Source organism: Streptomyces sp. NPDC040622 (assembly GCF_055593965.1).
In genome coordinates, this window is sequence record NZ_JBVIXD010000006.1 from 12,959 (window position 1) to 38,349 (window position 25,391).

General features: G+C 70.2%; 25 protein-coding genes. 7 read left to right on the forward strand and 18 right to left on the reverse strand.

From position 1 onward, the window contains the following. Positions 1-14: 14 nt before the first annotated feature. From ACZ592_RS17755 to ACZ592_RS17780, 6 genes are all read right to left on the reverse strand, one after another. Positions 15-1,574, reverse strand: a complete 1,560-nt coding sequence (locus ACZ592_RS17755) for an SCO6880 family protein (protein WP_471582493.1) — start codon at positions 1,572-1,574, stop codon at positions 15-17. Then, positions 1,571-2,926 carry a hypothetical protein gene (locus tag ACZ592_RS17760; protein WP_471582494.1) on the reverse strand — a complete coding sequence of 452 codons (1,356 nt, stop codon included), beginning with the start codon at positions 2,924-2,926 and terminating at the stop codon, positions 1,571-1,573. The genes ACZ592_RS17755 and ACZ592_RS17760 overlap by 4 nt, the downstream gene beginning before the upstream one ends. After that, positions 2,916-3,764, reverse strand: coding sequence for a DUF8175 domain-containg protein (locus ACZ592_RS17765; protein ID WP_471582495.1), 849 nt, complete (start codon positions 3,762-3,764; stop codon positions 2,916-2,918). Before ACZ592_RS17765 ends, ACZ592_RS17760 begins: the two co-directional genes overlap by 11 nt. 249 nt (positions 3,765-4,013) lie before the next feature. Next, positions 4,014-4,322: a hypothetical protein gene (locus tag ACZ592_RS17770; RefSeq protein ID WP_161706025.1), complete on the reverse strand. Its 309-nt coding sequence runs from the start codon at positions 4,320-4,322 to the stop codon at positions 4,014-4,016. Between the two features lie 216 nt (positions 4,323-4,538). Further along, positions 4,539-6,065 carry a hypothetical protein gene (locus ACZ592_RS17775; protein ID WP_471582496.1) on the reverse strand — a complete coding sequence of 509 codons (1,527 nt, stop codon included), beginning with the start codon at positions 6,063-6,065 and terminating at the stop codon, positions 4,539-4,541. A gap of 556 nt (positions 6,066-6,621) precedes the next feature. After that, a complete protein-coding gene (locus ACZ592_RS17780) occupies positions 6,622-7,329 on the reverse strand; it encodes a DUF4232 domain-containing protein (RefSeq protein ID WP_471582497.1) in 708 nt (235 codons plus the stop codon). Between the two features lie 270 nt (positions 7,330-7,599). On the opposite strand from ACZ592_RS17780, the gene ACZ592_RS17785 reads away from it, so the two are divergent. Next, entirely contained in the window at positions 7,600-8,073 is a 474-nt protein-coding gene (locus ACZ592_RS17785; protein WP_471582498.1) for a GNAT family N-acetyltransferase, read from the forward strand. Positions 8,074-8,284: 211 nt separating this feature from the next. Here the strand turns inward: ACZ592_RS17785 and ACZ592_RS17790 are convergent, their stop codons facing one another. From ACZ592_RS17790 to ACZ592_RS17805, 4 genes are all read right to left on the reverse strand, one after another. Further along, complete coding sequence (locus ACZ592_RS17790; protein ID WP_471582499.1) at positions 8,285-8,965, reverse strand: hypothetical protein; 681 nt, start codon at positions 8,963-8,965, stop codon at positions 8,285-8,287. 17 nt (positions 8,966-8,982) lie between these two features. Then, a complete protein-coding gene (locus tag ACZ592_RS17795) occupies positions 8,983-9,561 on the reverse strand; it encodes a hypothetical protein (RefSeq protein ID WP_471582500.1) in 579 nt (192 codons plus the stop codon). A gap of 106 nt (positions 9,562-9,667) precedes the next feature. Next, the gene (locus ACZ592_RS17800; RefSeq protein ID WP_471582501.1) at positions 9,668-10,900 is read right to left on the reverse strand and encodes a hypothetical protein; all 1,233 of its coding nucleotides are present in this window, start codon (positions 10,898-10,900) and stop codon (positions 9,668-9,670) included. Next, positions 10,897-11,223 (reverse strand): hypothetical protein, encoded by a 327-nt coding sequence (locus tag ACZ592_RS17805; RefSeq protein WP_471582502.1) that lies wholly within the window; start codon positions 11,221-11,223, stop codon positions 10,897-10,899. Before ACZ592_RS17805 ends, ACZ592_RS17800 begins: the two co-directional genes overlap by 4 nt. A 212-nt stretch (positions 11,224-11,435) precedes the next feature. On the opposite strand from ACZ592_RS17805, the gene ACZ592_RS17810 reads away from it, so the two are divergent. Both ACZ592_RS17810 and ACZ592_RS17815 read left to right on the forward strand, forming a co-directional pair. Next, positions 11,436-12,446 (forward strand): C40 family peptidase, encoded by a 1,011-nt coding sequence (locus ACZ592_RS17810; protein WP_471582503.1) that lies wholly within the window; start codon positions 11,436-11,438, stop codon positions 12,444-12,446. A 248-nt stretch (positions 12,447-12,694) separates the two neighbouring features. Next, the gene (locus tag ACZ592_RS17815) at positions 12,695-13,408 is read left to right on the forward strand and encodes a phosphatase PAP2 family protein (protein ID WP_471582504.1); all 714 of its coding nucleotides are present in this window, start codon (positions 12,695-12,697) and stop codon (positions 13,406-13,408) included. A 31-nt stretch (positions 13,409-13,439) separates the two neighbouring features. Here ACZ592_RS17815 and ACZ592_RS17820 read toward each other — a convergent pair whose 3' ends face one another. Together ACZ592_RS17820 and ACZ592_RS17825 are read right to left on the reverse strand one after the other, a co-directional pair. After that, positions 13,440-13,736, reverse strand: a complete 297-nt coding sequence (locus ACZ592_RS17820) for a hypothetical protein (protein WP_471582505.1) — start codon at positions 13,734-13,736, stop codon at positions 13,440-13,442. 120 nt (positions 13,737-13,856) lie between these two features. Further along, complete coding sequence (locus ACZ592_RS17825) at positions 13,857-15,452, reverse strand: FAD-binding oxidoreductase (RefSeq protein WP_471582506.1); 1,596 nt, start codon at positions 15,450-15,452, stop codon at positions 13,857-13,859. A gap of 392 nt (positions 15,453-15,844) precedes the next feature. Here ACZ592_RS17825 and ACZ592_RS17830 point away from each other — a divergent pair, with 392 nt between their 5' ends. Both ACZ592_RS17830 and ACZ592_RS17835 read left to right on the forward strand, forming a co-directional pair. After that, a complete protein-coding gene (locus tag ACZ592_RS17830; protein ID WP_471582507.1) occupies positions 15,845-16,675 on the forward strand; it encodes an SCO4651 family lipoprotein in 831 nt (276 codons plus the stop codon). A 136-nt stretch (positions 16,676-16,811) separates the two neighbouring features. Next, complete coding sequence (locus tag ACZ592_RS17835) at positions 16,812-17,000, forward strand: hypothetical protein (RefSeq protein ID WP_471582508.1); 189 nt, start codon at positions 16,812-16,814, stop codon at positions 16,998-17,000. Positions 17,001-17,786: 786 nt separating this feature from the next. On the opposite strand, the gene ACZ592_RS17840 is transcribed toward ACZ592_RS17835, so the two are convergent. Further along, entirely contained in the window at positions 17,787-18,149 is a 363-nt protein-coding gene (locus tag ACZ592_RS17840) for a metal-sensitive transcriptional regulator (RefSeq protein WP_471582509.1), read from the reverse strand. A gap of 215 nt (positions 18,150-18,364) precedes the next feature. Here ACZ592_RS17840 and ACZ592_RS17845 point away from each other — a divergent pair, with 215 nt between their 5' ends. Further along, positions 18,365-18,985: a DUF47 domain-containing protein gene (locus ACZ592_RS17845; RefSeq protein ID WP_365354908.1), complete on the forward strand. Its 621-nt coding sequence runs from the start codon at positions 18,365-18,367 to the stop codon at positions 18,983-18,985. Between the two features lie 9 nt (positions 18,986-18,994). Further along, positions 18,995-19,993, forward strand: coding sequence for an inorganic phosphate transporter (locus ACZ592_RS17850; protein ID WP_098243428.1), 999 nt, complete (start codon positions 18,995-18,997; stop codon positions 19,991-19,993). A 120-nt stretch (positions 19,994-20,113) separates the two neighbouring features. Here the strand turns inward: ACZ592_RS17850 and pstB are convergent, their stop codons facing one another. From pstB to ACZ592_RS17875, 5 genes are all read right to left on the reverse strand, one after another. Continuing rightward, positions 20,114-20,890, reverse strand: coding sequence for a phosphate ABC transporter ATP-binding protein PstB (gene pstB / locus ACZ592_RS17855; RefSeq protein WP_471582510.1), 777 nt, complete (start codon positions 20,888-20,890; stop codon positions 20,114-20,116). A gap of 79 nt (positions 20,891-20,969) precedes the next feature. Next, positions 20,970-22,046, reverse strand: coding sequence for a phosphate ABC transporter permease PstA (gene pstA, locus ACZ592_RS17860; protein ID WP_471582511.1), 1,077 nt, complete (start codon positions 22,044-22,046; stop codon positions 20,970-20,972). Beyond that, complete coding sequence (pstC, locus tag ACZ592_RS17865) at positions 22,043-23,071, reverse strand: phosphate ABC transporter permease subunit PstC (protein WP_471582512.1); 1,029 nt, start codon at positions 23,069-23,071, stop codon at positions 22,043-22,045. Before pstC ends, pstA begins: the two co-directional genes overlap by 4 nt. A gap of 112 nt (positions 23,072-23,183) precedes the next feature. After that, positions 23,184-24,311 carry a phosphate ABC transporter substrate-binding protein PstS gene (pstS, locus tag ACZ592_RS17870; RefSeq protein ID WP_471582513.1) on the reverse strand — a complete coding sequence of 376 codons (1,128 nt, stop codon included), beginning with the start codon at positions 24,309-24,311 and terminating at the stop codon, positions 23,184-23,186. A 544-nt stretch (positions 24,312-24,855) separates the two neighbouring features. Continuing rightward, a complete protein-coding gene (locus tag ACZ592_RS17875; RefSeq protein ID WP_471582514.1) occupies positions 24,856-25,386 on the reverse strand; it encodes a carboxymuconolactone decarboxylase family protein in 531 nt (176 codons plus the stop codon). Between the last annotated feature and the right edge of the window lie 5 nt (positions 25,387-25,391).

A 25,391-nucleotide genomic window follows, 5' to 3' on the forward strand; every position in this document is an offset into this window, starting at 1 on the left:
GCCTGCCTCTACGTCTAGCGTCGGATGCCGGTCGCGAACGGCAGCGTATTGACGAAGGCCCTGTGGTGCTCGCGGTCGCACCACTCCAGCTTCAGATACGACTTGCCGGCGGAGGCGCGGATGGTGCGCTTGTCGCGCGCGAGCGCCTCCGGGGAACGGGAGGAGACCGTGATGTAGCCGACCAGGTTCACGCCCGCCGCGCCGCTCGCCAGGTCCTCGCCGCGCTGGTCAAGGCGGGAGTGCGAGGCGATGTCGCGGGGGTCGACCGTGCGGTTCATCTTGGCCTGGCGGCTGGCCTCCGCCTCGTCGTTCGTCTTCTCGGTCAGCATCCGCTCGATGGCGACCTCGGTGGGTTCGAGGTCCATCGTCACGGCCACCGTCCGGATCACGTCCGGGGTGTGCACGAGCAGCGGTGCGAGGAAGTTGACGCCCACGGGCGTCATCGGCCACTCCTTCACCCAGGCCGTCGAGTGGCACCAGGGAGCGCGGGTGGAGGACTCGCGGGTCTTCGCCTGGAGGTAGGTGGCCTCCATGGCGTCGAGCTCGGCCGGCCAGGCGTTGCGCTTCGTCATCGCCTGGATGTGGTCGATGGGGTGGTCCGGGTCGTACATGGAGTGCACGAGCGAGGCGAGGCGGCCCTGGCCGAGCGGCTGCCGCACACGGATGTCCGCCTCCTGCAGCCGCGAGCAGATGTCGGTCAGCTCGCGCGCCATGACGACGGCGAGACCGGCGTCCTTGTCGAGCTTCCTGCCGCCGTGCGGCCGGGCCGCGCGGGCCATCGCCTGCGCCTCGGCGGCCAGGTCGCGGGAGTAGTGCATGCAGGCGACGAGGTAGGCGCGGTGCTGCTCGCTGCTGGTCGACACCATCGACTGCAGCTGGTCGTAGGACTGCTGGAGCCAGGGCAGGGACCGGTCGTCGCCGCGCTGGCTGACGTCCTTGGCGTGGGCGTCCGGGTCGGCGGGCAGCGTACGGGCGAGCATCTGCAGGCGGGTGACGAAGCCGTCGCCGTTCGCGACGTGCTTGAGGAGCGTGCCGAACCGGTCGACCAGCGCCTCCTGGTCCTCCGAGTCGCGCAGCCCCACACCGGGGCCCTCGATCTCGATGGCCGCCGTGACGGTCCTGCGGTCCGCGTGCAGCAGCACGGCGATCTCGTCGGGGCCGAAGGGCGCGGCCAGCCAGTTGATGCGGCCGATGCCGGGCGGCGGGCCGATCTCCACCTCGCGGCCGTCGAGCCGCAGGCCCGCCTCGGGCGCGGCGGAGCGGTAGGCGGTGCCGCGCCTGAGGGAGCGCTTGTAACTCCGGTTGATCTCGAACCACTTGTAGAACGTCCGGCCCTTGTACGGGACGTACACCGCCGCGATGCCGAGCATGGGCAGGCCCGTGAGCAGCACGATGCGCAGGGAGAGGACGGGGACGAGGAGTCCGCACATCATGCCGAGGAACGCCCCCACGATGATCAGGGCGATCTCCCCGGTCTCGCGGTTCTTGCCGACGATCGCGCTCGGCCGGGCCCGGCCGATCAGATATGTGCGGCGGGGCGCGACCGGCTGGGACACGTGGGACTGGGTCGTCAACGCCCTTCACCTCCCGTGCGGTTGGTACTGCTCTTGCCGGACCCGCCGCGGTTGCCCGCGTGCGGTGTGTTCGTCGCGCTGCCGCGCGGCTGGGGTGCGGCGGAGGGGACAGATCCGCCGCCGTTCGAGGAGCCGCCGCCCCCGGAGGGACGACTGCTGTGTGCGGCGACACCGCCGCTGGCGGGGTTGGCGGGCCGGGGCTGGCTGCTCCCGCCACCGCCACCGCCACCGCCGCCGTTGCCCCGGGCGCTGTGGGTCTTGATGCCCTGGGAGACGAGGGAGGCGGGAGAGCTGATGACGGCGGCGGCCTTGTTCTCGGCGCCGCGCATGATGCGGTTGTTGCGGGAACCCGCGATCTCGTCACCGAAGCCCGGCACGAAGCGGTAGATCATGGCGCTCGCGAAGATGGCGAGCAGGATGATCGAGAGCCCGGAGACGACGGCCGAGAACGAGTCGGGCCCGTCGTCGGCCGAGAGGGCGCCCGCGAGGCCCAGCACGATGACGATGATCGGTTTGACGAGGATGACGGCGATCATGATCCCCGCCCAGCGGCGCACGTGCGACCAGAGGTTCTTGTCGACGAGGCCCGCGTACACGACGGTGCCGAGGAGCGCTCCTACGTACAGGAGCGCCGCCCTGATGACGAGCTCCAGCCAGAGCACGCCGGCCGCGAGGATCGACACGAGCGAGACGACGATCAGCATGATCGGGCCGCCGCCGATGTCCTCGCCCTTCTTCAGGGCGCCCGAGAACGTCCCGAAGAACGTGTCCGTCTGACCGCCCGTCGCCTTCGCGATGACATCCGTGACGCCGTCGGTCGCCGAGACGACCGTGTACAGGATCAGCGGGGTGAAGGCGGAGGCCAGGACGGTGAGCCACAGGAACCCGATGGCCTCGGAGATCGCGGTGGTCAGCGGCACGCCGCGCACCGCCCGCTTGGCGACCGCCATCAGCCACAGGAGCAGCGTCAGGACGGTCGAGGCGGCGAAGACGACGGCGTACTGCTGGAGGAACTTGGAATTCGTGAAGTCGACGTTCGCGGTGTCCTTGACGGCGTCGGACAGCTTGTCGACGGTCCAGGACGCGGCGTCGGCGCAGCCCTTGGCGAGGGAGCTGAGGGGGTCGAGGGTGTCGCCCAGGGGGGAGTCGGCGGGGTATTTGCCGCCGCCGCCTCCGCTGCCGCCCTCTTTGCCTTTTTCGCAGTATTTTTTGGCGGGGCCGTGGATCAGGTCGCAGGCGTTGTCGTCCTTGGGATCCGGCGCGGCGAGGGCCCGGGTCGCGAAGAGCACCGCCGTGGCCTGCACGGCCGCGACAGCGGCACTGAGTCGGAGTACACGGCGGCTACCGGGCATAGGTGAACCCTCCGTATCCTTCGACCGCCTTGGCGATCTCGTCGGAATTCGATGCGCGGTCGTCGCCCGGGACCGGGGCGGGACCGTCCTTTTGGGAGTGTGTGACGGCTTTCCAGTCGCCGTCGAGCCACGCCAGCTTCATGGTGATCGTGAACCAGCTGTTGGTGACTGGTTTGGTGGACTTCTCCCCGGCCAGGCCGAGCAAGCCACTGCACCAGACCTCGACGGTCGCCTTGTCCGCCGAGAATTCGGTGACCTTTGTGCCGATCGGGGTCGTGCGGGAGATGAACTGGTAGCCGTTCGGCGTCGAACCGTCCTCGTTCAGACCGACGTTCTTGAAGAACGGCCCTGTGTACGCCTTGTCCAGCTGCGCCTGGAACTTGGCGACGCTGGACGGAGCCATGACGGTGTTGAGGATCGTGTCGCGCTTGGGTTTGTCGAACATCTCGGCGGAGCCGAGCGGCACGGCGAAGTTCGCAGCGGCGCTCTGGGCGCCCTGCTCACTCTTGGCGAACCCGGAAGCGATGCCGTCGTTCTTGCCCCCGACCGGCTTCGTCCCCGAGGCCGCCGTCGGTGAGGAACCCGCCTTCTTGCCGTCCCCGCCACCGTCCCCCGACGAGGACTCGTCGCCTCCCCGGTTGGCGAAGGCGATGGCCGCGATGAGCAGGACCACGACCCCGACGACCGTCACCAGGCTGCGTGAGGAGGACCGGCCGCCGCGGCCGGATCTGCGCGCGTTGCCGTAGACGTCGTCGCCGCCCTCGCCCTCGGGGAGCCGTGTCCTGGTCTCTCCCGAGCCGCCGAAGAGTCCGTTGTTCCGCTCGTCGTCGAGACTCATTCCGCGTACGCCCCCTCAACCTCTCGCTGAACCGCCACGTACGACGGTAGCCCTGCTGGTTCCCGCGCGGGCGCGGTGTGGTGACTCGACATCAGGGAGACGCAACCTCAGCCGGTGGGCACGACGGACGGGTGGGGGAGTAACGGGTGGGGGAGTAAGGGGGACGAAGAGGGGCGGGGTGGGGCGGGACGGGTCGGGGTGGGACAGGAAGGGCGGCGGGCGGCGGTCGCGGGGTGGGGCCCGCGCCGGCTAGACCGCCATGCCGTACACGATGGTGAACAGCGTGCCGAGCGATCCGATGATGAAGACGCCGGTCAGGCCCGCGACGATGAGGCCCTTGCCCTGTTCCGCGCTGAAGGTGTCACGCAGCGCCGTCGCGCCGATGCGCTGCTTCGCCGCGCCCCAGATCGCGATGCCGAGACAGAGGAGGATGGCGATCGCCATCACGACCTCGATCATCACGCGTGCCTCGTTGCCCAGGGTCCCGAAGGGACCCCAGTCGGGGGCGATCCCGCCGATGATGGTGGTGATGTCGCCCTTCTCGGCTGCCAAAAGCATGTGTAACTCACCGCCCGTAGTGGGTTGTTCTGCCGTCTCTGCCCGCCTCGGTGCAGAGGACAGCTCATTCTCGCCGACAATCGGGCCCGCGAGTGTCGCCTTGGCGCCATTCGTTGGCTGACTTCGTACGTTTCCTCGTACATGAGGTCTGGTCACTCTGTGTATCACGCGGTACGACGCCGGGCAATGACGGTCCGGCGTGCCCCTGACCAGGTGTTAAGTGAGCCCGAGCCCGGCGGTGCCGCGGGTCACGAAGGAGCAGTCGGTGTAACGGTAGGAGGTGCTGAGCCTCCCGCCGTCGGCTCGATCGCGGACGGTGGCCCGCTTGTAGAGGAAGTGGTACTCGCCGGCGGGCAGCCGCAGCGTCCTCTTCGGGTACGTCGATACGCCGGCCTTGCAGGCGGCGTCGCCCTGGGACTTGGTGGCGTAGATGCGGCAGGACGCGCAGTCCTTGACCTTCAGGGAGCCCGTGGTGGGGCCGGTGTAGAGGAGCTCCAGCTCGCCGGGGCCGAGATTGGCGACGACGAACTCGACCGGGCCGCCGCCCGACGAGCGGGCCGGGGGCAGGCGGCGGCCCGCGGCCGGGCGCAGGGCGGCGATCTCCGCGGCGACCGCGATGTCCTGGGCACGGTCGCGCTTCTTGTTGCCCGGGTACTGCTCGGCGAAGCCGTTCAGGGTCGAGGCGGCCTTCGTGAAGTCGGCGTCCTCGAACTCGTCCACCCCGCAGGCGTAGACCCCGCGCTCCACGGCACGGTCGGTGGCGCCGCGCAGGGCCTCGGTGTCGACCCGGTCGCCGGGCAGCGCCGCCGCGGTCCCGGCGAGGGCGCGCAGCTCGGTGACGCCCTGGCAGGGGTCGGCGCCCTTGAGGGCGGCCGCGCGCGTGTCGATGGCGTCGCGCAGGGCGGGCTCGACCTTCGCGGCCTGGTCCGACTCGGGGAAGGTGGTCAGGAGTTTCCCCAGCGGGTCATGGGCGTCCGCCTTGCCGAGGCCGGCGACCCCGCACTCGTACAGCGAGGTGGCGAGGCGGTCGTCGGGCCAGGTGGCGAGGGTGCCGAGGCGGTCCTTGCCGCGCGCGCCGAGGGTGGCGGGGACGGTCCGCAGGTGCTGGAGCGGGGCGAGTGCGTCGCAGTACCGCTTGGCGGCGTACGGGGCGGCGGCCGCCTTGTAGTACGTGGCGAGGCTGGCGGGCAGGCGGCCTGCGGCCTTCGAGTCCGGGTGGTCCCCGGCGAGGCCGCGGTAGATGGCGAGCGCCCGCTCGTACTGCCGCTCCGTCGCGCGCCCGAAGGCCCGTCCTTCGAGGCCCGCGACGATGCGGTCGGCCTTGTCGAGGCGGTCGAGGAGCATCTGTTCGACCGCCTCGTCGTGCGCGGACTCGTACGCGAAGGAGCCGCCCGCGGGCACGGCGAGCAGGACGACGCCGAGCGCGACGGCGAGCGGCGCCCGCAGCGGCCACCGGTTCCGGTCGCGGCTCGCGCGGTACGCGCCGTGCGCGGCGGCCAGCAGCAGGAGGGCGGCGTACCCGACGAGGACGCCGGTGGGCACGCGGTCGACGTCGGCGGGCAGCGCGACGAGGAGCAGGGTGACGGTCACGGCACAGCAGAGGGCGGTGAGGAGCCGGTGCCGGATGAGGAGATAGCCGAGCCCGAGACCGCTGAGGTTGAGGAGGGCGACGGCTGCGGGGCGGAGGGGGGTGCGGGGGTGGGTGGGGTCGTCGGGGGTGCGTGTGGGGGTGGGGGTGAGCACGGGCTCGGGGGCGTAGGAGGGGTGGGGTGGGAGAGGGGGCGGTGCTGTTCTTGGGGGTGCGGGTGCTGGTGATGGCGCTGGTGCTGGTGCTGGCGCTGGTGCTGGCGCTGGTGCTGTGGAGGGTGGGGTGGGCGGCTGTGATGCCGGTGGTGGAGGCGGGGGTGGCCCCTGGGGCGGAAGTGGTCCCTGAGGTGGCGGTGGTCCCTGGGGCAGGGGCGGTCCCTGAGGTGGCGGTGGTCCCTGGGGCGGGGGTGGTTCCTGAGGTGGCGGTCCGAACTCGTCGGGGCGGCGGTCCTCCGGCTCGCCCGCGGAATCGGCGGCACGGTCGTCCCTGGCATCCATCGGCGGCTCCCCCCAGCCGTGACCCCTGTGCCGCGGCGGCACGCGGCGGTCGCCTGACGGCCAATTCACCTACCATCGGGGATCGTTGAGGGCACGTCAATCGGCGGTGAAGGAACGGGCTGAACCCCTGTGACCAGGGGGTTTCCCTGACCACAGGAGTCACTTGAGTACCTCGGCCCGCGCCCGCGCCCGTCCACTCGCCCGCTTGGATCCGTCAGCCCCTGGGGGAGTCGCTGACCTTGCCGACCGGAGAGAGCGAGGGCTTCGTGCCGGTGGAGTCGCTCACCGGGAGGGAACCGGCGGGCCAGTCGAGGGTGACGGTCTTCGTCTCGTTGGGCGGCGTCACCAGGAGCTTGACAACGCGCACGCCCGAGCCGCCGGTGGTGTTGGCGGCGAACGTGATGTTGAAGGCCGCGGACTCCCCGTTCTTGAGGACCTCGGGGCGGGGCTGTTCGCCGTTGCGGCCCACGGACAGCGTGTCGCCCGCGGCCGTCCGCAGGTCGACGCCCGCGTAGCCGTTGATGGTGCAGTCGCGGCCGCCGCCGTTCTTGAACTGGACGGTGACGACGCCCTCCGTCTTGTCGGTGGAGTTGTTGGTGGCGGCCATCTCCAGATCGTCGCTGCGGCAGATGCCGGCCTTGCCGTTCTCGCCGGTGCCGGTGCCGGTGCCGGTGCCGGTGCCGGTGTCTGTGTCTGTGTCGGTGCCGGCACCGGTGGTGGTGCCCTGGCCGTCGCTGTTTCCGCCGCCGTCGCTGTTGCTGTCGTTTCCGTCGGCCGGAGCGTTGGAGGAGGCGTCGGAGCCGGCCGAACCCGTGCTGCCGCTGCCGCTGCCGTCGTCGTCGCCATTGCAAGCGGTCAGGCCCAGGGCACTGATCAGGGCGAGGCCGGCGAGCAGGGTCTTGGTGGCGTGGGCATGCTTCATGAAGGTCCCCCGTGAGGTGTGTCGTGTGGTGGGTACGGGTTTCCGCCGTACGGGGCCGTGGCGGTCGGATCGGCCTGGTGAACAGCGAAGCGGGGGCCGTCGGGGCGGGGCAAGGGACGGCGGGGGATCAGGGACGGTGGGATGCGGGCAGGGGGCTGACCTGGGGAAACATCGTCCCCCTGGGACGCCGGCGTGGGACGCGACCAGCACGTCCGCGCGTGCCGGTGAATCTCGGTGGGATGTGTGCTCGGGCACTTGTACGGTGCGCGGATGACGACGCCTCGCCTCCGCCTGGAGAAGATCACACCCGAGAACGTGGAGTCCGCGGTCGAGCTGGAAGTGCTGCCGGAGCAGCGGAGGTTCGTGTCGCCCGTCGCCACGTCCCTCGCCCAGGCGTACGCCTCGCCGGACGTCGCCTGGCCGCGCCTGATCTTCGACGGTGACGAGATGGTCGGTTTCGTCATGGCATTCCTACGGGTCCGCTTCGCTCCGGAGAACCCCGGCGACCGGTACCGCTCGGGCCTCTGGCGGCTGAACGTGGCCGCGGGGCGCCAGGGGCGCGGGTACGGGCGGTTCGCCGTGGCGGCCGTCCGTGAGGAGCTGCGGCGGCGGGGCGAGCCGACCGTGACGGTGACGTGGACGCCGGGCGAGGGCGGGCCCGAGGGTTTCTACCTGGGGCTCGGGTTCCGGCCGACGGGGGAACTGAGCGGCACGGAGGTCGTCGCCGAGATGCCGGTGGGCTAGGGAGGGACGTCCAGCGCGGCCCTGACCTGCTGCGCGCCCCGGGTCCGGCTGTGGGGCGGGGTCGCGGGGGTATGTACGTACTCGCTATCCCTGCGCCACGCTGCACGGACAAAGGCGGCACAGTGCGCTCGGTGCTCCGTGCGCACATACCCCCGCGCCCCCTCCGGCGCGCGTGCGGCTGCGGCCCGGTGGGGCCAGCGGGGCTGGGGCGTCAGCAGGTGGCCTTTTCGCGCTCGGGAAGCGGGTTCTCGAAGCTGACGTTCTCGGCGATCTGGTGCAGCAGGCTCCGGTACTCCGCGCGACGGTGTACGGCGGGGGTGCCCAGGGTGAGCACCACGAGGCGTTTCCCGTCGGGGTGCGGGAGGTGGGCGAACACCTGGAGGAGTGGGTCCTGGGGGAGACCGGAGTCGGCGTTCGGGGTACGTACTCGTTCGCTGAACGAGGCCGGGCCGCAGGGAAGCTCCAGGTACTCGACGTTCGTGTGCCCTTCGGCACCCGCTACGGCACGGGCGGCGGTGACGGCGGGCGCCGCTGTGGCGATGTCTCGCCAGGACAGGGTGAAGAGGGAGAAGAGGAGCGCGTGGTCGCTCTGGTCGGACACGTCGTCGCGGTGCACGCCGACCGAGCAGTGGGCGGTGCCGGCTTCGGCCAGAGCTGCCAACACTATTTGGCTGCCGGCGACGTGAGTGAGGAATTGCCTGCGGGCGGCGTCGTCCGGGGCAGAGTTCAGCAGTGGTTCGACGGCAGTGCGCAACTCGTCGGCCCCGGAGGAGCCAGGACGATGCAGGAGCGCGTTGACAGGGATCGAAGTGAACCCCGCCGGCTCGGCGAACCAGACATCACCCTTGGGGTCACCGGCAGACTCGTCGAGAACGAACTCGGGCGTGCTCAACAGGGATTCTCCAAATGTCAGGGGTTGACCGTGACTCCGGCGCGTCGGCCGCGTTCGAGGTCCGCGGGTGTGACACCCCACTCCGTGAGGCGGTTGCCGTCGGCTTTCCCCAGTCCCTGGTCGAGGATCTGAAAGCGGCGGGGCCGCTGTCCAGCCGGAGTCGGTACGGCGATGAGGCCGATCATGCGCGGGTCACCGGCGAACCAAATGGTCTCGATCTCTGCCTTCAGCCGGGGATTCGCGCGGGGCGCCAACCGCCTGCTCCACCAGTTCAGCCGGTAGTGCTGGGTGAAGACGAGGGGGAGCTTCTGCTCCGGGGCGGCCGGATTGGGAAACTCGAACCAGCCGTGCTGGGGGCCCACAACTCCCGGATAGTCCGTCAGGCCGCGGGGGACATGGGACAGCACCTGCCACGGGAAGGCGCGCAGGATGCGCCGCATGCTCAGTGCCGCGGGGAAGTAGCGCAGTTGAACGTATGCCCGGTAGAAGCCGTAGATGAAGTACGGCATGAAGATCCACACGACCCAGTTCGGCGTTCTGGTGGAGATTTCGAGCAGGGCGATCCATCCGCCGACCCAACCGATCAGGCCGGCCACGTTCAGGAACATGTGCAGCGTCCAGGCACGACGCGTAGGCGGATGGTCCCAGGCAGCGGTGAATTCGACAGGGTTCACTTGGACACTCTTTCCACGGTGGAAGACATTAGGAGACGGCGGCGCGCAGGAGACCCGGGAGCGCGGGAAGATCGATGCCGAGCCGTGTGCCGTCGATCCCGGTGCCCACCTGCCCCTTGATCTCGTCTTCGGAGGCCAGCCCGTAGCCGGCCGTCACAAGGCCGATGGCGCCTGAGCCCTTGCCGATGGCGTCGATCACCACGCCCGGGTTGCTGGTGCGGCTGAACACGCGCTGCAGGAGGGGATTTGCCACGCCGCTCACGTCGCGTGCGCTCTCCGCCGTCTTGCTGCCGTAGAGGGCCAGCTTCTGCCCGAGGCTGAGGGCCGTCTCTCCGGTCCGCACCGATCGCGCGGCTCCGAGACCACCCTTGACGGTGGCCCCGAGGCCCGGAACCATTCCGAGGCCGTCGGCCCCCACAGAGACCAAGTTGCTGAAGAAGTCTGCGTCGAATTCACCCTTGGTGAAGCCGTCCATCAGCGACTCCCGGACCACCGGATCCGAAAGGCGAGTCACCAGCGCGGTCGCGCTGAGAGCCGCTGCCACCAGAACGAGAGCGGCCACCCACGCAGGGCCGGTGACGATCATCGCCGCCAAGGCCAGAACCCCCGCGATCGCGCTGAGGATGTCCGGAAGGTTCTCCTTGATCCAGTCCCACGCGTCCTCCAGCCAGCCGGGCTCATGCGGTGCCAGCTTGTCCGTGGCGTCGCGGATCCTGCGTGCGCGGTACTGGGACTTCTCGCTGTGCTCGTGCTGGAGCGCCCGCGCCCGTCCGAGGATCCGGTCGAGTTCCGCCTGGGCGTCCTCGACCTTGCCGTCGGCGAGCTTCAGGGCCTTCTTGGCGTCTTCTTGTCCGGTGCCCTTCTTGTCCAGGGCGGGGTCGTCGCCCGCGGTGTCGGCCTGCCCCTTGGCCGCCGCGAGTGCCTCCCTGGCTTCCTTGGCCTTGGTGTTCAGGCCCTTCGCCCGCCGCTGGAAGTCGTCCAGCTCACCTTCCCAGCGCACCAGCTGCGCGGCCGCCTTCTCGATGGAGCGGGCGGCGTTCTTGAGGTTGAGCGTGAGCGGTCCGTCCTCGATCGTCTCGCGGAAGGCGACGGCCGCATCGCCTTCCCAGTAGCTGCCGTCCATCAGCTTGGTGACGACCTTGCGGGTGTCGCGCAGGACGGTGACACAGCTGTCCAGCTTCTTGTGCAGCGCCTTGACGGTGTCGCAGTCTCCGGGTGTCGGATCGAACCCGAGGTCCGGATACGCGGCGGCGCTCGTCACTTCGGGACCTCCACGATGTCGTCCTTGGTCTTGCCCGCCTTGTCCATCGCCTTGGCAAGGGCGTCCTCGACCTCCATGAAGGCGTCCTTGTTCTGTTCGATGATCTTGCTCAGGTTCTCGGTCTGTTCGCCGATCTGCTCCGCGCCGTACTTCCAGTCCGCCTGGAAGTCCTCGCACGCCTTGTCGAGGTCCTCCGTGCCGAGGCCGCCGACGGTCGCGCCGGCCAGGGCGGTACGCAGGCCCTTCAGAGAGGTGACCGACCCCTTGAGCAACTTCATGAAGTCATCGAGCTCGACCGCGTCGACTCTCAGCTTCTCCGCCATTCCTGCTCCTCGGTGGGGCGAGGGTGTCATGAGCCGAATGAGGCTATCCACGGGGTGTGCGGTTTCGCCAGTGCGAAGAATGGCCCCGGGCCGGGGGCGGCCGGCAGCGGCCGCGGGGTTCCGGGAGATTTGGGGAAGGGGTCCTGGCGCTGTCACGTGCGGGCTCTACACTGAGCGCCGGTGGACTACCGGCGGGTGAGGGGTGGTTGACGGTGCGTAAGGCGTGGCTGGTCGCGTCCGTCGGGATCGGCGGGGCCCTCAGCTTCATCGCGCTGCTCGTCGTCGGGACGTACATGGCCGCGGGAAGTCTGGCGGGCGGCGTGAGCGGTGGGTCCGTCGGCCTCGCCAAGGGGGCCGTGCCGGCCACCTATCAGCCCCTCGTCCAGAAGTGGGGCAATCTCTGCAAGGCCATCAACCCCGCCCTGCTCGCCGCCCAGCTCTACCAGGAGAGTGGGTTCAACCCGCGCGCGAAGAGTCCGGCCAAGGCCCTGGGGATAGCGCAGTTCATCCCCGGCACGTGGGCCGCGCACGGCGTCGACGGTGACGGTGACGGCGACCGGGACGTCTGGGACCCGGAGGACGCCATCCCCTCCGCGGCGTCGTACGACTGCAAGCTCGCTGGGTACGTGAAGGACGCGCCCGGCAACGCCACGAAGAACATGCTCGCCGCGTACAACGCGGGCGCGTACGCCGTCATCAAGTACGGCGGCGTGCCGCCCTACCGCGAGACGCAGAACTACGTGAAGACCATCACCAACCTCTCCAAGAGCTTCGCGCGGCCCGTCGGCAGGGTGGCGCCCTCGCGGCAGGCGGCCGGTGCCATCTACTACGCGCAGAAGAAGCTCGGCACCGAGTACCTCTGGGGCGGCAACGGCACCCCCGAGCAGAACGGCCGCTTCGACTGCTCCGGCCTCACCCTCGCCGCCTACCGTTCCGTCGGCATCACGCTGCCCCGCGTCGCCAACGACCAGTACAACGCGGGACCGCACCCCAAGCGGGACGAGCTGCTCCCCGGCGACCTCGTCTTCTTCTCGGACGACCTGACCAACTCCCGCACCATCCGGCACGTCGGGATCTACGTCGGCGGGGGCTACATGATCGACGCCCCGAGGACCGGCGCGGTGATCCGCTTCGACCCGGTCGACACGCCTGACTATTTTGGCGCGACTCGTGTCACGGAGGACGGCGCCAAGGCCCTGCCCGCCAAGCCGTCGGCGGTCTGAGGGACGGCCGGACGGTGGCGCGAAGTGGTGGACGCGAGGGGTGAGGTGGCTTGAACTCTCCGTTAGAACACTTCCCTGAGCTGCGGCGATGTATCTCTCTTCGATAACGTCTGAGTGATCTTTCGGTGGAGGGTGGAACGTATGACGGGGGAGAGGGCGTTCCCTTGACTGGACCGACCACGGGGGTTGATGGGCAGGGCGCACAGAAAGGTGCGCCCGTGGGCTAGGAGACAAGGGGCCGCTGCGCCATGGCTGGACTCGATGAATCCGGGTCGAACCCCGATATCAGCCTGCTCTACGACATCAACGGCCTCGCCAAGGACTCCCCGTCCTGGTTCGACGGCGTCATGGCGTTCGTCGGGGAGTACGGGCTGCTGCTCGCCCTGGTGCTCCTCGTCGTGTGGTGCTGGTGGGGCCAGCGCAAGCGCGGCACCCTCGACGACGCCGCCTCCTCGGTGGCCGCCGTCGTCTGGGCGCCGCTCGCCGCGGGCATCGCCGTCCTCGTCAACATCCCCATCCGCGGCTTCGTGGAACGGCCACGCCCCTTCCGGGACCACCGCGGCATCGAGCTCTTGGTGGACGGCAAGAACGACTTCTCGTTCGTCAGCGACCACGCGACGCTCGCCATGGCCGTCGGCGCCGGACTCTTCGTGGCCAACCGGAAGTTCGGGCTCGTCGGCCTCGGCCTCGCCGCCTTGGAGGGCTTCTGCCGGGTCTTCATGGGCGTGCACTACCCGACGGACGTCGTCGGTGGATTCGCGCTCGGCACCGCCGTCGCCCTGCTCCTGTCACCGCTCGCCATGGCGCTGCTCACGCCGCTCACCAAGATGATCGGCCGCTCCGGGCGCGCCGGATGGCTGGTGTGGGACCGGAAAGTCGCTCTTGTCGCCGCTCCGTTGAGCGGCCCGGCGACGGCGCCGGGTACTGCGGCGGATCCGGACGAGCGGGACCTGGCCGCGTAAGGCGCGCCGCAGGGTGTGCCTCTCCTGCGCCTCAGCGCTGTTCCGTGCCCGTGTCGCGGGCCTTGCGGCGGCGCAGCAGCCAGACCCCGACGCCGGCCGCGGCGCCGGTGACCCCGGCGGAGGCGAACGTCAGCGGGCCGGACGCGGGGTGCTCGGGGCCGGCCGTGCGGGCGGCCCCGGCGGGGCGGGGCGCTTCGGGCGCCTGGGCCTCGGCGAGTGCCGGGGCCGTCAGGGTGAGGGCCAGCGCGGCGGTGGCCGTCGCTGCGGCGGCTATTCGGGAGCGAGAGGCGCTGCGCGGGCTGCGCGGGGTGCTGCGGCGTCGAGTCATGTCCTCAGAGCAGCGCCGTCCGGCGCGGTGGGCCACCCGAGGGCGTGCCGGCGGGGCCGAACGGGTGGGGAAAGCAGCCCGATCGGCAGCGGAGTGGCCCCACGGCGCATCCCCTGACGCCTACAGCGCCTGCGGGAAGTCGAAGAAGCGGGTCGGGTCGTACTGCTTCTTCAGCTTCTTCAGACGCGGCGCCGCGTCCCCGTAGTACGCCTCGCGCCAGTTCGTCAGAGTGGCGTCGGTGTAGTTCTGGTACGCCGCGCCGGACGCGTACCGCCCCATCGCCCCGTGCGCCTTTTTCAGCCACGCCTGGGCCGGCTTGCCGGAGGTGCCCGCGCGCCACGAGGCGATGTACTGCGCCAGCATCCGCGAGCGGCGGTGCACGAAGGCGGTCGCCGTCGGGTCGACGCGGTTGATCGCGCCGCCGAGCGCGGTGAGCGCGATGCTGCCCGCGCTCGCGCCCGTCACGTTCTCGATCTGCGAGAGCAGCGTGCGGATGCCCGCCGCCGACAGGGAACGGTCGAAGAAGTCCGAACCGGCCGCGTACGTCTCGCGGTTGAGGGCGCCCTGCGGGGTGCGTCCCGGTGTCGCGCCGGGCAGGTGGCACTGGGCGTCCGCCGAGAAGGACGAGCAGCCCGCGTACACCTCCATCGACTCCTCGTACGTACGCCGTTTCAGCGAGACGCTGCGCGCCGGGGCGCCGATCGTGTCGGCGAGGCGGTCGACGGCGTTCTGCAGGCCGCCGTACGTGCCGAGCGAGAAGCAGGCGACGGAGACGGTGGGCGTGCCGCCGGGGGAGTTCGCCAGGTGCGCGGAGGACCAGATCTCGTCCGGCTGGTCCGGACCCCACTCCTGCCACGCCTTGATGACCGCCGCAGCCTTCGACCAGGGCCAGGTCATGTACGCGGAGACGCCCTGCGGCGCGGCGTGCGTGCGGTAGCCGAGCTCGGTGACGACGCCGAAGTTGCCGTTGCCCGCGCCGCGCAGCGCCCAGAACAGGTCCTTGTTCTCGGACTTGGAGACCGTGAGCTGCTTGCCGTCCGCCGTGATGAGCGTCGCGGACGTCAGGCTGTCGCAGGTCAGGCCGTAGGCCCGGGAGACGACGCCGTGGCCGCCGCCGAGGGTCAGGCCGGATATGCCCACGGTCGGGCAGGAGCCCGCGGGGATGGTCACGCCCTTCGCGGCGAGCGAGCGGTAGACGTCGATGAGCTTCGCGCCGCCGCCGATGGTCGCGCTGTTCCCGCTCGCCCGTATCTTGTTCAGCTTCGACACGTCGATGATCAGGCGTCCGTCGCCGGAGGACCAACCCGCGTACGAATGACCGCCGTTGCGGATCGAGACCGGTGTGCGGTGGGCGCGGGCGTACGCGAAGGCGGTGCGGATGTCGTCGGGGTGCGCGACGTAGGCGACCGCGGTGGGCTTCAGGTCGTCGTAGCGCGTGTTGTACAGCTGGCGCGCCGCCGCCCACTTGGCCTCGCCGGGCCGGACGAGGGTGCCGTCCAGGTCGCGGGCGAGTGCCTTGAGGGTCGCGGGGGAGGTGGAGGCGGCGCTGGACGTTCTGATGGGCGTGCCGCCGCCGCTGCTCCCGCTGCCACTGCCGCCGCGTGACGCGGTGCCGGTGGCGGTGTCGCCGCCGGCCGGGTCGCTGCCGGAGCAGCCCGCGACCGTGGCCGCGGCCAGTGTGGCCGCCGTCGTGCCGATGAACGTACGTCGTTCCATGACGCCTCCCGTTGCTTCCCGGAGAACGAGACGGTGTGCGGGGCGCGGGGGTTCCGTTCGGTGGGGCGGTCAGGGGTGGAGTTGGAGGTGTGGGGTCAGGGGGATGCTTCGTGTTCTGCCGCGTCCGAGCGGGCCTTGCTGCGCGCGCGCCGGGCGGGGCCGCGCCAGCCGCAGGCACAGTGCGCCGCGATGAAACGGCCCTTCTCTACCGTCGTCGTCCGGTGGGGGGCGGGGGCTTGCTGATCGGCCACGCGGTCACGGTACCGACCCGGGGTGAACGGCCGTCGACGGATCCGTCGGGTACCCGTCCGCGTGACGGGTCAACGTACCCGTCGTTAGGGAAACGACGGGGGAACCGGACAGGCGCGGGAACGCTTGGGGGTAGACAGGCGATGGTGCAGCGGCACAGGCGCACGGGCGGGACGGTGGCCGTCGCGGTGGCGGCGGCAGGTCTGATGGCCGTCACCGCCGGATGTTCGTCCACCGGCGCCGCCGCCGACGGCAGTCGCGCCGGGGGTCCCGGGGGCGCCGGGGACGTGGTGCGGCGGTCCGCGGACTCCCTGGTCAGGGCGGGCAGTTCGAAGGCGACGACCTCCATGGAGATGGCCAGCGGCGGTACGCGCGTCACCATCCGCGGCGAGGGCGTCTACGACTTCGGGCGGCAGGCCGGGCGGTTCGAGGTGATGCTGCCGAAGGATCCCGCGGGCACGGACGAGCACCGGCCCATCACCGAACTGCTGGCCGCCGGAGCGCTCTACATGAAGAACCGCGGGGCCGGGGTGCCCTCCGACAAGTGGGTACGGATCGAGACAGGTTCGCTCCCCGACGGGAACCTCGTCACCGGCGGAGCCACGGACCCCCTCGCGGCGGCGGAACTGCTGCGCGGGGCGAGGAAGGTGAGGTTCGTGGGGGACGAGCGGGTCGGTGGGGCCGAGGTCCGCCACTATCGCGGGGTCGTGGACCTGCGCGCCGCCGCGCGGGCGGCCTCCGCAGGTCAGCGCGGTGCGCTGGGGGTCGCGGCGGCGAAAGGGTTCAGCAAGGGGAGCGTGCCCTTCGACGTCTACCTCGACGAGCGGGGGCGGGTGCGGAAGGTGCGGCAGCAGTTCCGCGTGGCCGACGCGAACGTGGCGTCGACCACACTCCTCTACGACTTCGGGGCGCCGTCGAAGGTGCGACTTCCGGCCGAGAAGGACATCTTCGCCGGGAAGATTGCCGAGCAGTAGTCGCGTACGACTGGTGGAAATGGTCCGTCCGTGCCATGCGCGTCGTGCGGACCGCTCCCTACCCTAGGAAGTCGGCATCGGCCGGGACGGCGGTGCCGACGGGGGAACGGGTACGCGAGTCAGTCAGGAAGAGGTGATGAACGTGGCTCCGATGCGTGGCGGTACGGCGGTTCAGGACCACGTCGCCCTCGCCGAGATCGAATTGTGCGGCGACCTCATCATCGCGGCGAGTGCGGCGGCCGAGCGGTTGAGCTTCGACCGGATCGATGAGGTGCTGAAGGTCTCCGACGGGTGGGAGGGCGGGGCTTCCGGCGACGACGCCTAGCCCCGCTCGGGCGCGGCCCGCCCCCTCCCGGGTCCGCGCACGACGTCCCCCTCGCCGGGGTTGGACCACTCGTTCCCCGGCCCGTGCGGGGCGGTTGGCCGTGCTGGTCCCCGTCTCGTGTGCTTCCGCGTCCGCCGTCGTGGCAGACCTGTCCGCCGCTTCGCGGCGAGACCTCCCCCCCCACCCACCCGTTTGCCCGGCCACCGCGCGGTGGGCGTTCGGGGTTCCCGGTGCCCCCCGGCGCCGGGAATGGGGAGATTCGGGCGGACGGGTGGGGAAAGGCCCGCGAAGCGGGCATGCGGCACGTTCCGTCGCAGGGCGAGGCGGAGGCGCGGGCCGCGATGACGTTCGGGCCGACGCAGGGCCCGGTGGCGGGCGACCAGGCAGCGGTACCGGCTGACGCGTCGGCGCGGACCGGGCGGCGATTGCTGTCCCACGCGGCGGCGCGGGCCGCCGTGGCGCCGTGGTCCGGCGCGGGCCGCCGTGGCGCCGCAGGCTGGCGTGTGCCCGGGTGCCACGCAGGCCGGTCAAGGGACGCCGCCCGAGGTGACGGGGCGGGCCGACGCGGCGCCGTGGTCCGGCGCGGGCCGCCGTGGCGCCGCAGGCTGGCGTGTGCCCGGGTGCCACGCAGGCCGGTCAACGGATGCCGCCCGAGGCGACGGCACGGGCCGACGTGGTGCGCCGCGGGCCCCGGCGACGCGCCGGCCGGGCAGCGGCCCCGGCCCCGGCACCGTGCCGGACACGGCGCGGGCCCACCCCGTGGCGCTGGTTCCCCTCGCGGGAGCGTTACGTCCGCATCATGCGTGCGATCGCCTTCGTCGCCTCCTCGACCTTCGCGTCGATCTCCTCGCCGCCCTTGACCGCCGCGTCGGCCACGCAGTGGCGCAGGTGTTCCTCCAGGAGCTGGAGCGCGAAGGACTGGAGGGCCTTCGTGCTCGCCGAGACCTGCGTGAGTATGTCGATGCAGTAGACGTCCTCCTCGACCATGCGCTGCAGGCCGCGGATCTGGCCCTCGATGCGGCGCAGGCGCTTGAGGTGTTCGTCCTTCTGCTTGTGGTAGCCGTGCACCCCGCGGTCGTGGTCGGTGGTGGGCGCTTCGGGCGTGCCCGGGGTGGGCACGGCCGCGTCGGCCGCCTCGGTGGTCGTCATCGCGTCCTCCTGGACTTCCTACGGGGCTTCCCGTCGGACCTTCCCGCATTTCTGCAGATCCATATACCCCCGGTGGGTATATGGTAGCCGATTTCTCGGGGGGTGTGCTGATCACTGTGCCTGATGGGCGACACTGGGGGGCGGCCGGTTAGCCGTGGCCGGATGATGCGCCTAGCATCAGCCTGACCGCATCCAAAGCACCCCGAGGACCCCACGTGCGCTTTCGTCTGACCCCCAGGGAGACGAGCTTCTACGACATGTTCGCCGCATCCGCGGACAACATCGTCACGGGCTCGAAGCTCCTCATGGAACTGCTCGGAGCGGACTCCTCCGCACGGGCCGAGATCGCAGAGCGAATGCGGGCCGCGGAACACGCGGGAGACGACGCGACGCATGCGATCTTCCACCAGCTGAACTCCTCGTTCATCACGCCGTTCGACCGTGAGGACATCTACAACCTCGCGTCGTCCCTCGACGACATCATGGACTTCATGGAGGAGGCCGTCGACCTGGTCGTTCTGTACCAGGTCGAGGAGCTCCCCAAGGGCGTCGAGCAGCAGATCGAGGTGCTCGCGCGAGCCGCCGAGCTCACCGCCGAGGCCATGCCGAACCTGCGGACGATGTCCAACCTCACCGAGTACTGGATCGAGGTCAACCGCCTGGAGAACCAGGCCGACCAGATCCACCGCAAGCTCCTCGCGCAGCTCTTCAACGGCAAGTACGACGCCATCGAGGTGCTGAAGCTCAAGCAGATCGTGGATGTGCTGGAAGAGGCCGCCGACGCCTTCGAGCATGTGGCGAACACTGTGGAGACCATCGCGGTAAAGGAGTCCTGAGGCCTCGCCATGGACACCTTTGCTTTGATCGTGACGATCGGCGTCGCGCTCGGATTCACGTACACGAACGGCTTTCACGACTCCGCGAACGCCATCGCCACTTCCGTCTCCACCCGTGCCCTGACACCCCGCGCGGCGCTCGCCATGGCCGCGGTGATGAACCTCGCCGGTGCCTTCATGGGCAGCGGGGTCGCCAAGACCGTGAGCGAGGGGATCATCGAGACCCCGCACGGTGACAAGGGGATGTGGATCCTCTTCGCCGCCCTCATCGGCGCGATCGTGTGGAACCTCATCACCTGGTACTTCGGGCTGCCCTCGTCCTCCTCGCACGCGCTGTTCGGCGGCATGGTCGGCGCGGCGCTGGCCGGCGGGATCGGGGTCATCTGGTCCGGGGTCGTCGACAAGATCGTCATCCCGATGTTCCTGTCGCCGGTGGTCGGCCTCGTCGCCGGTTATCTGGTGATGTGCGCCATCATGTGGATGTTCCGCAAGTCCAACCCGCACAAGGCCAAGCGCGGCTTCCGCATCGCGCAGACGGTGTCCGCGGCCGGCATGGCGCTCGGGCACGGCCTGCAGGACGCGCAGAAGACGATGGGCATCGTGGTGATGGCCCTGGTCATCTCCGACGTGCAGAGCGCCGACGCGCCCATCCCGATCTGGGTCAAGATCGCCTGTGCGCTGATGCTCTCCGCCGGTACGTACGCGGGCGGCTGGCGCATCATGCGTACCCTCGGCCGCAAGATCATCGAACTGGACCCGCCGCAGGGCTTCGCGGCCGAGACGACCGGCGCGGGCATCATGTTCACGACGGCGTTCATGTTCCACGCGCCGATCTCGACGACCCACGTCATCACCTCCGCGATCATGGGTGTGGGGGCGACGAAGCGGGTCAACGCGGTCCGGTGGGGCGTCGCCAAGAACATCATCCTGGGCTGGTTCATCACGATGCCGGCCGCGGCGCTGGTCGCCGCGGTGAGTTTCTGGATCGTGAATCTCGCGTTCCTGTAGCGCGGACTCCAGCGCGAACGACGTACGGAAAGGCCCGCCCCCGGGAGCCAGGGGCGGGCCTTTCTTGGTGTCCCTGCGGTGGCACCGCCATGCAGCACCGCGGGGAGTCGTGGGGGCGGCTCAGCCGAAGCGGCCCGAGATGTAGTCCTCGGTCGCCTGCACCGACGGGTTGGAGAAGATCCGCTCGGTCTCGTCGATCTCGACGAGCTTGCCGGGCTGGCCGACGGCGGCGAGGTTGAAGAACGCGGTGCGGTCCGAGACGCGGGCCGCCTGCTGCATGTTGTGCGTCACGATGACGATCGTGAAGCGCTCCTTCAGCTCGCCGATCAGGTCCTCGATGGCGAGGGTCGAGATCGGGTCCAGGGCCGAGCACGGCTCGTCCATGAGGAGCACCTGCGGCTCGACCGCGATGGCCCGCGCGATGCACAGGCGCTGCTGCTGGCCGCCGGAGAGGCCCGAGCCGGGCTTGTTCAGGCGGTCCTTGACCTCGTTCCAGAGGTTCGCGCCCTTGAGGGACTTCTCGACGACGTCGTTGAGCTCGCTCTTCTTGTACGAGCCGTTGAGCTTCAGGCCCGCCGCGACGTTGTCGAAGATCGACATCGTGGGGAACGGGTTGGGGCGCTGGAAGACCATGCCGATCGTGCGGCGCACGGCCACCGGGTCCACGCCGTGGCCGTACAGGTCCTCGTCGTCCAGGAGCACCTTGCCCTCGACCCGTCCGCCGGAGGTGACCTCGTGCATGCGGTTCAGGGTGCGCAGGAACGTGGACTTGCCGCAGCCGGACGGGCCGATGAAGGCCGTCACGGAGCGGGGCTCCACGGTCATCGAGATGTCGTCGATCGCCTTGTGGGAACCGTAGTAGGCGGTCAGGCCCGATACGTCGATTCGCTTGGCCATGGGGATCACTGCTTCTTTCGAGGAAGTTCGAGAGGGCCGCTGAGTGGCCGCCCGTCGGCGGAGCCGACCGATGGAGGCCTTAGCGGCCCGTCTTGGGGGCCTTCCAGCGGGCTACGCCGCGGGCCGCCAGGTTGAGGATCATGATGAAGCCGATGAGGGCGAGCGCCGCGGCCCAGGCACGGTCGTACGAGGCGTCGTTGCCGGCCGCGTACTGCTGGTAGATGTACAGCGGCAGCGAGGCCTGCGAGCCCTCGAAGGGGTTCGTGTTGATCAGGGGGTTCACCCAGACCAGGAGCAGGACCGGCGCGGTCTCGCCGGCGATGCGGGCCACCGCGAGCATGACGCCCGTGGTGATGCCGCCGATCGCGGTGGGCAGCACGACCTTGAGGATGGTCCGCCACTTCGGTACGCCGAGGGCGAGGGAGGCCTCACGCAGCTCGTTCGGGACGAGCTTGAGCATCTCCTCGGTGGAGCGGACGACCACCGGCATCATCAGGATGGCGAGCGCCATGGCGCCGGCCCAGCCGGAGAAGTCGAAGCCGAGGATGAGGATCCAGAAGCTGAGGACGAACAGGCCCGCGACGATCGAGGGGATGCCGGTCATGACGTCCACGAAGAACGTGATGACCTTGGAGAGCTTCCCGCGTCCGTACTCGACGAGGTAGACCGCGGTGAGCAGGCCGATCGGCACGGCGATCACGGAGGCCAGGAGCACCTGCTCCAGGGTGCCGATGAGCGCGTGGTAGACACCGCCGCCGACCTCGTCGTCGGCGACGACGCCCATCGAGTGGGTCAGGAAGTAGACGTCGAAGACCTTGATGCCGCGCTGCACGGTCTCGTAGATCAGCGAGGCCAGCGGGACGACGGCCAGCAGGAACATGACCCACACCATCGAGGTGGCGAGACGGTCCCTGGCCTGGCGGGTGCCCTCGACGGCCACCGCGAGGGCGTACGAGCCGACGATGAAGAGCAGGGCGGCTATGAGGCCCCACTGGATGCGGCTGTCCAGGCCCGCTCCGGCGCCGACGGCTGTCGCCACGGCGGCGGAGCCGAGCGCGACGGCCGCGGGGGTCCAGCGCGGGAGGCTGGCCGCCTTGAGCGTGGAGGGCGGCTTGACCAGCGGGTCGGGCTGCTGGGTGGGTGTCGTGGTGCTCATGCGTTGGCCCCCGAGTACTCCTTGCGGCGCGCGATGATCAGGCGGGCGGCGCCGTTGACCAGCAGCGTGATGACGAACAGGACCAGGCCGGAGGCGATCAGCGCGTCCTGGCCGTACTCGGTGGCCTCGTTGAACTTGCTCGCGATGTTCTGCGCGAACGTGCCGCCGCCGTAGTCCAGTACGGAGGCGTTGATGAGGAAGTTCGGGGAGAGCACGGTGGCGACGGCGATCGTCTCGCCGAGCGCGCGGCCGAGGCCCAGCATCGAGGCGGAGATGATGCCGGAGCGGCCGAAGGGGAGCACCGACATGCGGATGACCTCCCAGCGCGTGGCGCCGAGGGCCAGCGCGGCCTCCTCGTGCATCTTCGGGACCTGGAGGAAGACCTCGCGGCTCACGTTCGTGATGATCGGCAGGATCATGATGGCGAGGAGGATGCCGACGGTCATCAGGGAGCGCGGGGCGCCGCCCTCGTACTCGAAGATGCCGGTCCAGCCGAAGTAGTCGTCGAGCCAGCTGTAGAGGCCGGTCAGGTTGGGTGCGACCACGAGGGCGCCCCACAGGCCGTACACGATCGAGGGCACGGCGGCCAGCAGGTCGATCACGTAGGCGATGGGGGCGGCCAGCTTGCGCGGCGCGTAGTGCGAGATGAACAGCGCGATGCCGATGGCGACGGGGACCGCGATCAAGAGGGCGATCAGCGAGCTCACCACGGTGCCGAAGACCAGGACGGCGATGCCGAAGTACGGCTTGCCGCCGGTGGTGGAACCGGCCGGGTCCCACTCGAAGGTGGTGAGGAAGTTGCCCGTGTTGTCGGAGAGGGCGAGCACCGTGCGGTACGTCAGGAACGCGGCGATGGCGGCCATGATCGCCAGGAGCGCGATGCCGGAGCCGCGGGAGAGGCCGAGGAAGATCCGGTCGCCGGGGCGGGTGGCGCCGCGTGCGGCTGCCTTGTCGACCGGGGCCGGGGCCGTCGGCTTCGCGTCGTCAACGGGGGGAGGTGCGGTCGTATTGCTTGGTATGTCCATGGGGTTCTCCGGTCTGCGGAGGCGCCGTGCGCTGAGGCAGGCGCTCCGTGGCGGCGGTGCACCGGACGGTGCGGCCGGCCCGGAGCTGCGGGGCCGGCCGCACGCGGTTCAGCTAGCTCAGGCCCGCGACGGTCGTGCGGACCTTGGAGATGATCTCGGCCGGGATCGGCGCGTAGTCGTTCTCCTTGAGGACGTTCTGGCCGTCCTCGCTGGCGATGTAGGTCAGGAAGGACTTGGTGGCGGCGAGCGTGTCGGCCTTGTTGCCCTTCTCGCAGACGACCTCGTACGTCACCAGGGTGATCGGGTAGGCGCCCTCGGCGGTGGGCTTGTAGTTCAGCTCCAGGGCGAGGTCCTTGCCCTTGCCGACGACCTTGGCCTCGGAGATGGCCTTGGAGGCGTTGTCGACGGTGGCCTTCACCGGCTCCTTGGCCTCGGTCTTCAGGTCGACGGTCTTGACGCCCTCACCGGCGTAGGAGAGCTCGAAGTACGAGATGGCGCCCGCGGTCTGCTTGACCTGGCCCGCGACACCGGCGGAGCCGTTCGCGGACTGGCCGCCCTTGGGCTCCCACGACTTGCCCGGCTCGTAGGGCCAGGCGCTCGGGGCGGCGCCCTTCAGGTACTTGGTGAAGTTGTCCGTGGTGCCGGACTCGTCGGAGCGGTGGAAGGCCTGGACCTTGGTGCTGGGGAGCTTGACGCCGGGGTTGAGCTTCTCGATCGCCTTGTCGTCCCAGCTCTTGATCTTGTTGTTGAAGATGTCGGCCAGGGTCTTGGCGTCCAGGGTCAGGTTGTCGACGCCGGGGACGTTGTAACCGATGGCGATCGGGCCGCCCACCATGGGCAGGTCGATGGCCTGGCTGCTCTTGCAGACCTTCTTCGACTTCTCGATCTCCTCGGGCTTCAGCGCCGAGTCGGATCCCGCGAACGCGGTCTGGCCCTGGAGGAACGCGGTGATGCCGGCGCCCGAACCCGTCGGGTTGTAGTTCAGCTGCACGTCCTTGCAGTTGGTCGTGTAGACCTTCCGCCAGGCGTCCACCGCGTTCTTCTGCGCGGACGAGCCGGAGGCCGCGAGCTGCCCCTTGGCGTCGTCGCACTTGATGTTGGCGTTGGCGCTGGTCTCCTTGCCACCACTGCCCGAGTCGCTGGTGTCGTCGGAGCCGCACGCCGTGAGGGCCAGGGCGCCGGAGACGGCGATGGCGCCGAGGGAGAGGGCGCGGAGCCGGTTCTTGCGCTGAAGCTTCACTTTCGGGTCTTCCTTCCGGGAGCCGCCGGCCCTTTGCTGGCGGCGTGCGATGACTTGCGTCGTGTTGTAAGGCCGAAATTAGGCAGGACAGGTGAAGCGGCCGATGGGCACGAGTGAACGGCGGGTGAACCTCGGCGGTCGGCCCGGTGAGATGCCGCGCTACAAAAAGTAACCGGTCGGATGCGCAGCGTCAGGGACGCTGCGTGGGGCGCTGCCGGGCGGGCGGCCGGGGGCCCCGGAGCCGGGAGGCGGCCTCCTTGCGGGCCGCCCGGCGACCGTACGGGCTACGCTCAGCGCATGATCATCCCGTTTGTCGTCGGCGTAACCGTCCTGGTCACGGTCGCCGCGGTGGCCGTCTGGACGGGCCTGGAGTTCTGCCGGGAGTGCCGGGCGCGACGGCGTGCGTGACGGATGTGCGCGCGCCGCGGCGCGCTCGCACGGCTGAGGGCCGTACCCGCCGTGGCGGCCGGGTACGGCCCTCAGTTCGTACGTCGTCGCGTACGTGCTGTCGTACGTGTCGTACGCGGTCCTCGTCCGGGCCCGCTCACTTCCACGGGTCGGTGAACGACCGGCCCGGCACCGGCTTGGCGATGAGTGCCACCGGGGTGAAGAAGCCGACCTGCCCGATCGCGAAGATCAGGGTGGCGAGCGCCTTGGGCCCGTAGTGCTCGGCGGCCCGCGCGTACAGCTCGTCGGAGACCCGCTCGCCGCGCGCGGGCGGCTGGAGCACCGCCTCCACGAGCGCCAGCGCCGCCCGTTCGGGGCCGGTGAAGTACGGCGAGTCCTGCCACGAGGACACCGAGGTGATCCGCTCCTCCGACTCCCCGGCCTTGCGCAGGAATCCCGTGTGCAGGACGGTCAGGTACGTGCTGGCGACGATCTGGCCCGCCCGGAGCTGGACCAGGCTGATCGTGGAGCGCGGTATCGAACCGTTGCCGACGGCCCGGAACAGGGCCGCCGACACGTCCGCGAGCTCGGGGACGAGCTCCGCGGGGTCCTCGGGCATCCGCGGGACCATCGGGATCTCCGCCGTGACCGGACGTGTGCCCACCGCTGCGTTCGTCGTTGTTTCCATCGCTG

Bases quoted from the DNA above. Each gene is read 5' to 3' on its own strand.
- ACZ592_RS17760 (WP_471582494.1), bottom strand. From the start codon at position 2,926: ATGCCCGGTAGCCGCCGTGTACTCCGACTCAGTGCCGCTGTCGCGGCC.
- ACZ592_RS17765 (WP_471582495.1), bottom strand. From the start codon at position 3,764: ATGAGTCTCGACGACGAGCGGAACAACGGACTCTTCGGCGGCTCGGGA.
- ACZ592_RS17770 (WP_161706025.1), bottom strand. From the start codon at position 4,322: ATGCTTTTGGCAGCCGAGAAGGGCGACATCACCACCATCATCGGCGGG.
- ACZ592_RS17780 (WP_471582497.1), bottom strand. From the start codon at position 7,329: ATGAAGCATGCCCACGCCACCAAGACCCTGCTCGCCGGCCTCGCCCTG.
- ACZ592_RS17785 (WP_471582498.1), top strand. From the start codon at position 7,600: ATGACGACGCCTCGCCTCCGCCTGGAGAAGATCACACCCGAGAACGTG.
- ACZ592_RS17805 (WP_471582502.1), bottom strand. From the start codon at position 11,223: ATGGCGGAGAAGCTGAGAGTCGACGCGGTCGAGCTCGATGACTTCATG.
- ACZ592_RS17815 (WP_471582504.1), top strand. From the start codon at position 12,695: ATGGCTGGACTCGATGAATCCGGGTCGAACCCCGATATCAGCCTGCTC.
- ACZ592_RS17820 (WP_471582505.1), bottom strand. From the start codon at position 13,736: ATGACTCGACGCCGCAGCACCCCGCGCAGCCCGCGCAGCGCCTCTCGC.
- ACZ592_RS17825 (WP_471582506.1), bottom strand. From the start codon at position 15,452: ATGGAACGACGTACGTTCATCGGCACGACGGCGGCCACACTGGCCGCG.
- ACZ592_RS17830 (WP_471582507.1), top strand. From the start codon at position 15,845: ATGGTGCAGCGGCACAGGCGCACGGGCGGGACGGTGGCCGTCGCGGTG.
- ACZ592_RS17835 (WP_471582508.1), top strand. From the start codon at position 16,812: ATGAACGTGGCTCCGATGCGTGGCGGTACGGCGGTTCAGGACCACGTC.
- ACZ592_RS17840 (WP_471582509.1), bottom strand. From the start codon at position 18,149: ATGACGACCACCGAGGCGGCCGACGCGGCCGTGCCCACCCCGGGCACG.
- ACZ592_RS17850 (WP_098243428.1), top strand. From the start codon at position 18,995: ATGGACACCTTTGCTTTGATCGTGACGATCGGCGTCGCGCTCGGATTC.
- pstB (WP_471582510.1), bottom strand. From the start codon at position 20,890: ATGGCCAAGCGAATCGACGTATCGGGCCTGACCGCCTACTACGGTTCC.
- pstA (WP_471582511.1), bottom strand. From the start codon at position 22,046: ATGAGCACCACGACACCCACCCAGCAGCCCGACCCGCTGGTCAAGCCG.
- pstC (WP_471582512.1), bottom strand. From the start codon at position 23,071: ATGGACATACCAAGCAATACGACCGCACCTCCCCCCGTTGACGACGCG.
- ACZ592_RS17875 (WP_471582514.1), bottom strand. From the start codon at position 25,386: ATGGAAACAACGACGAACGCAGCGGTGGGCACACGTCCGGTCACGGCG.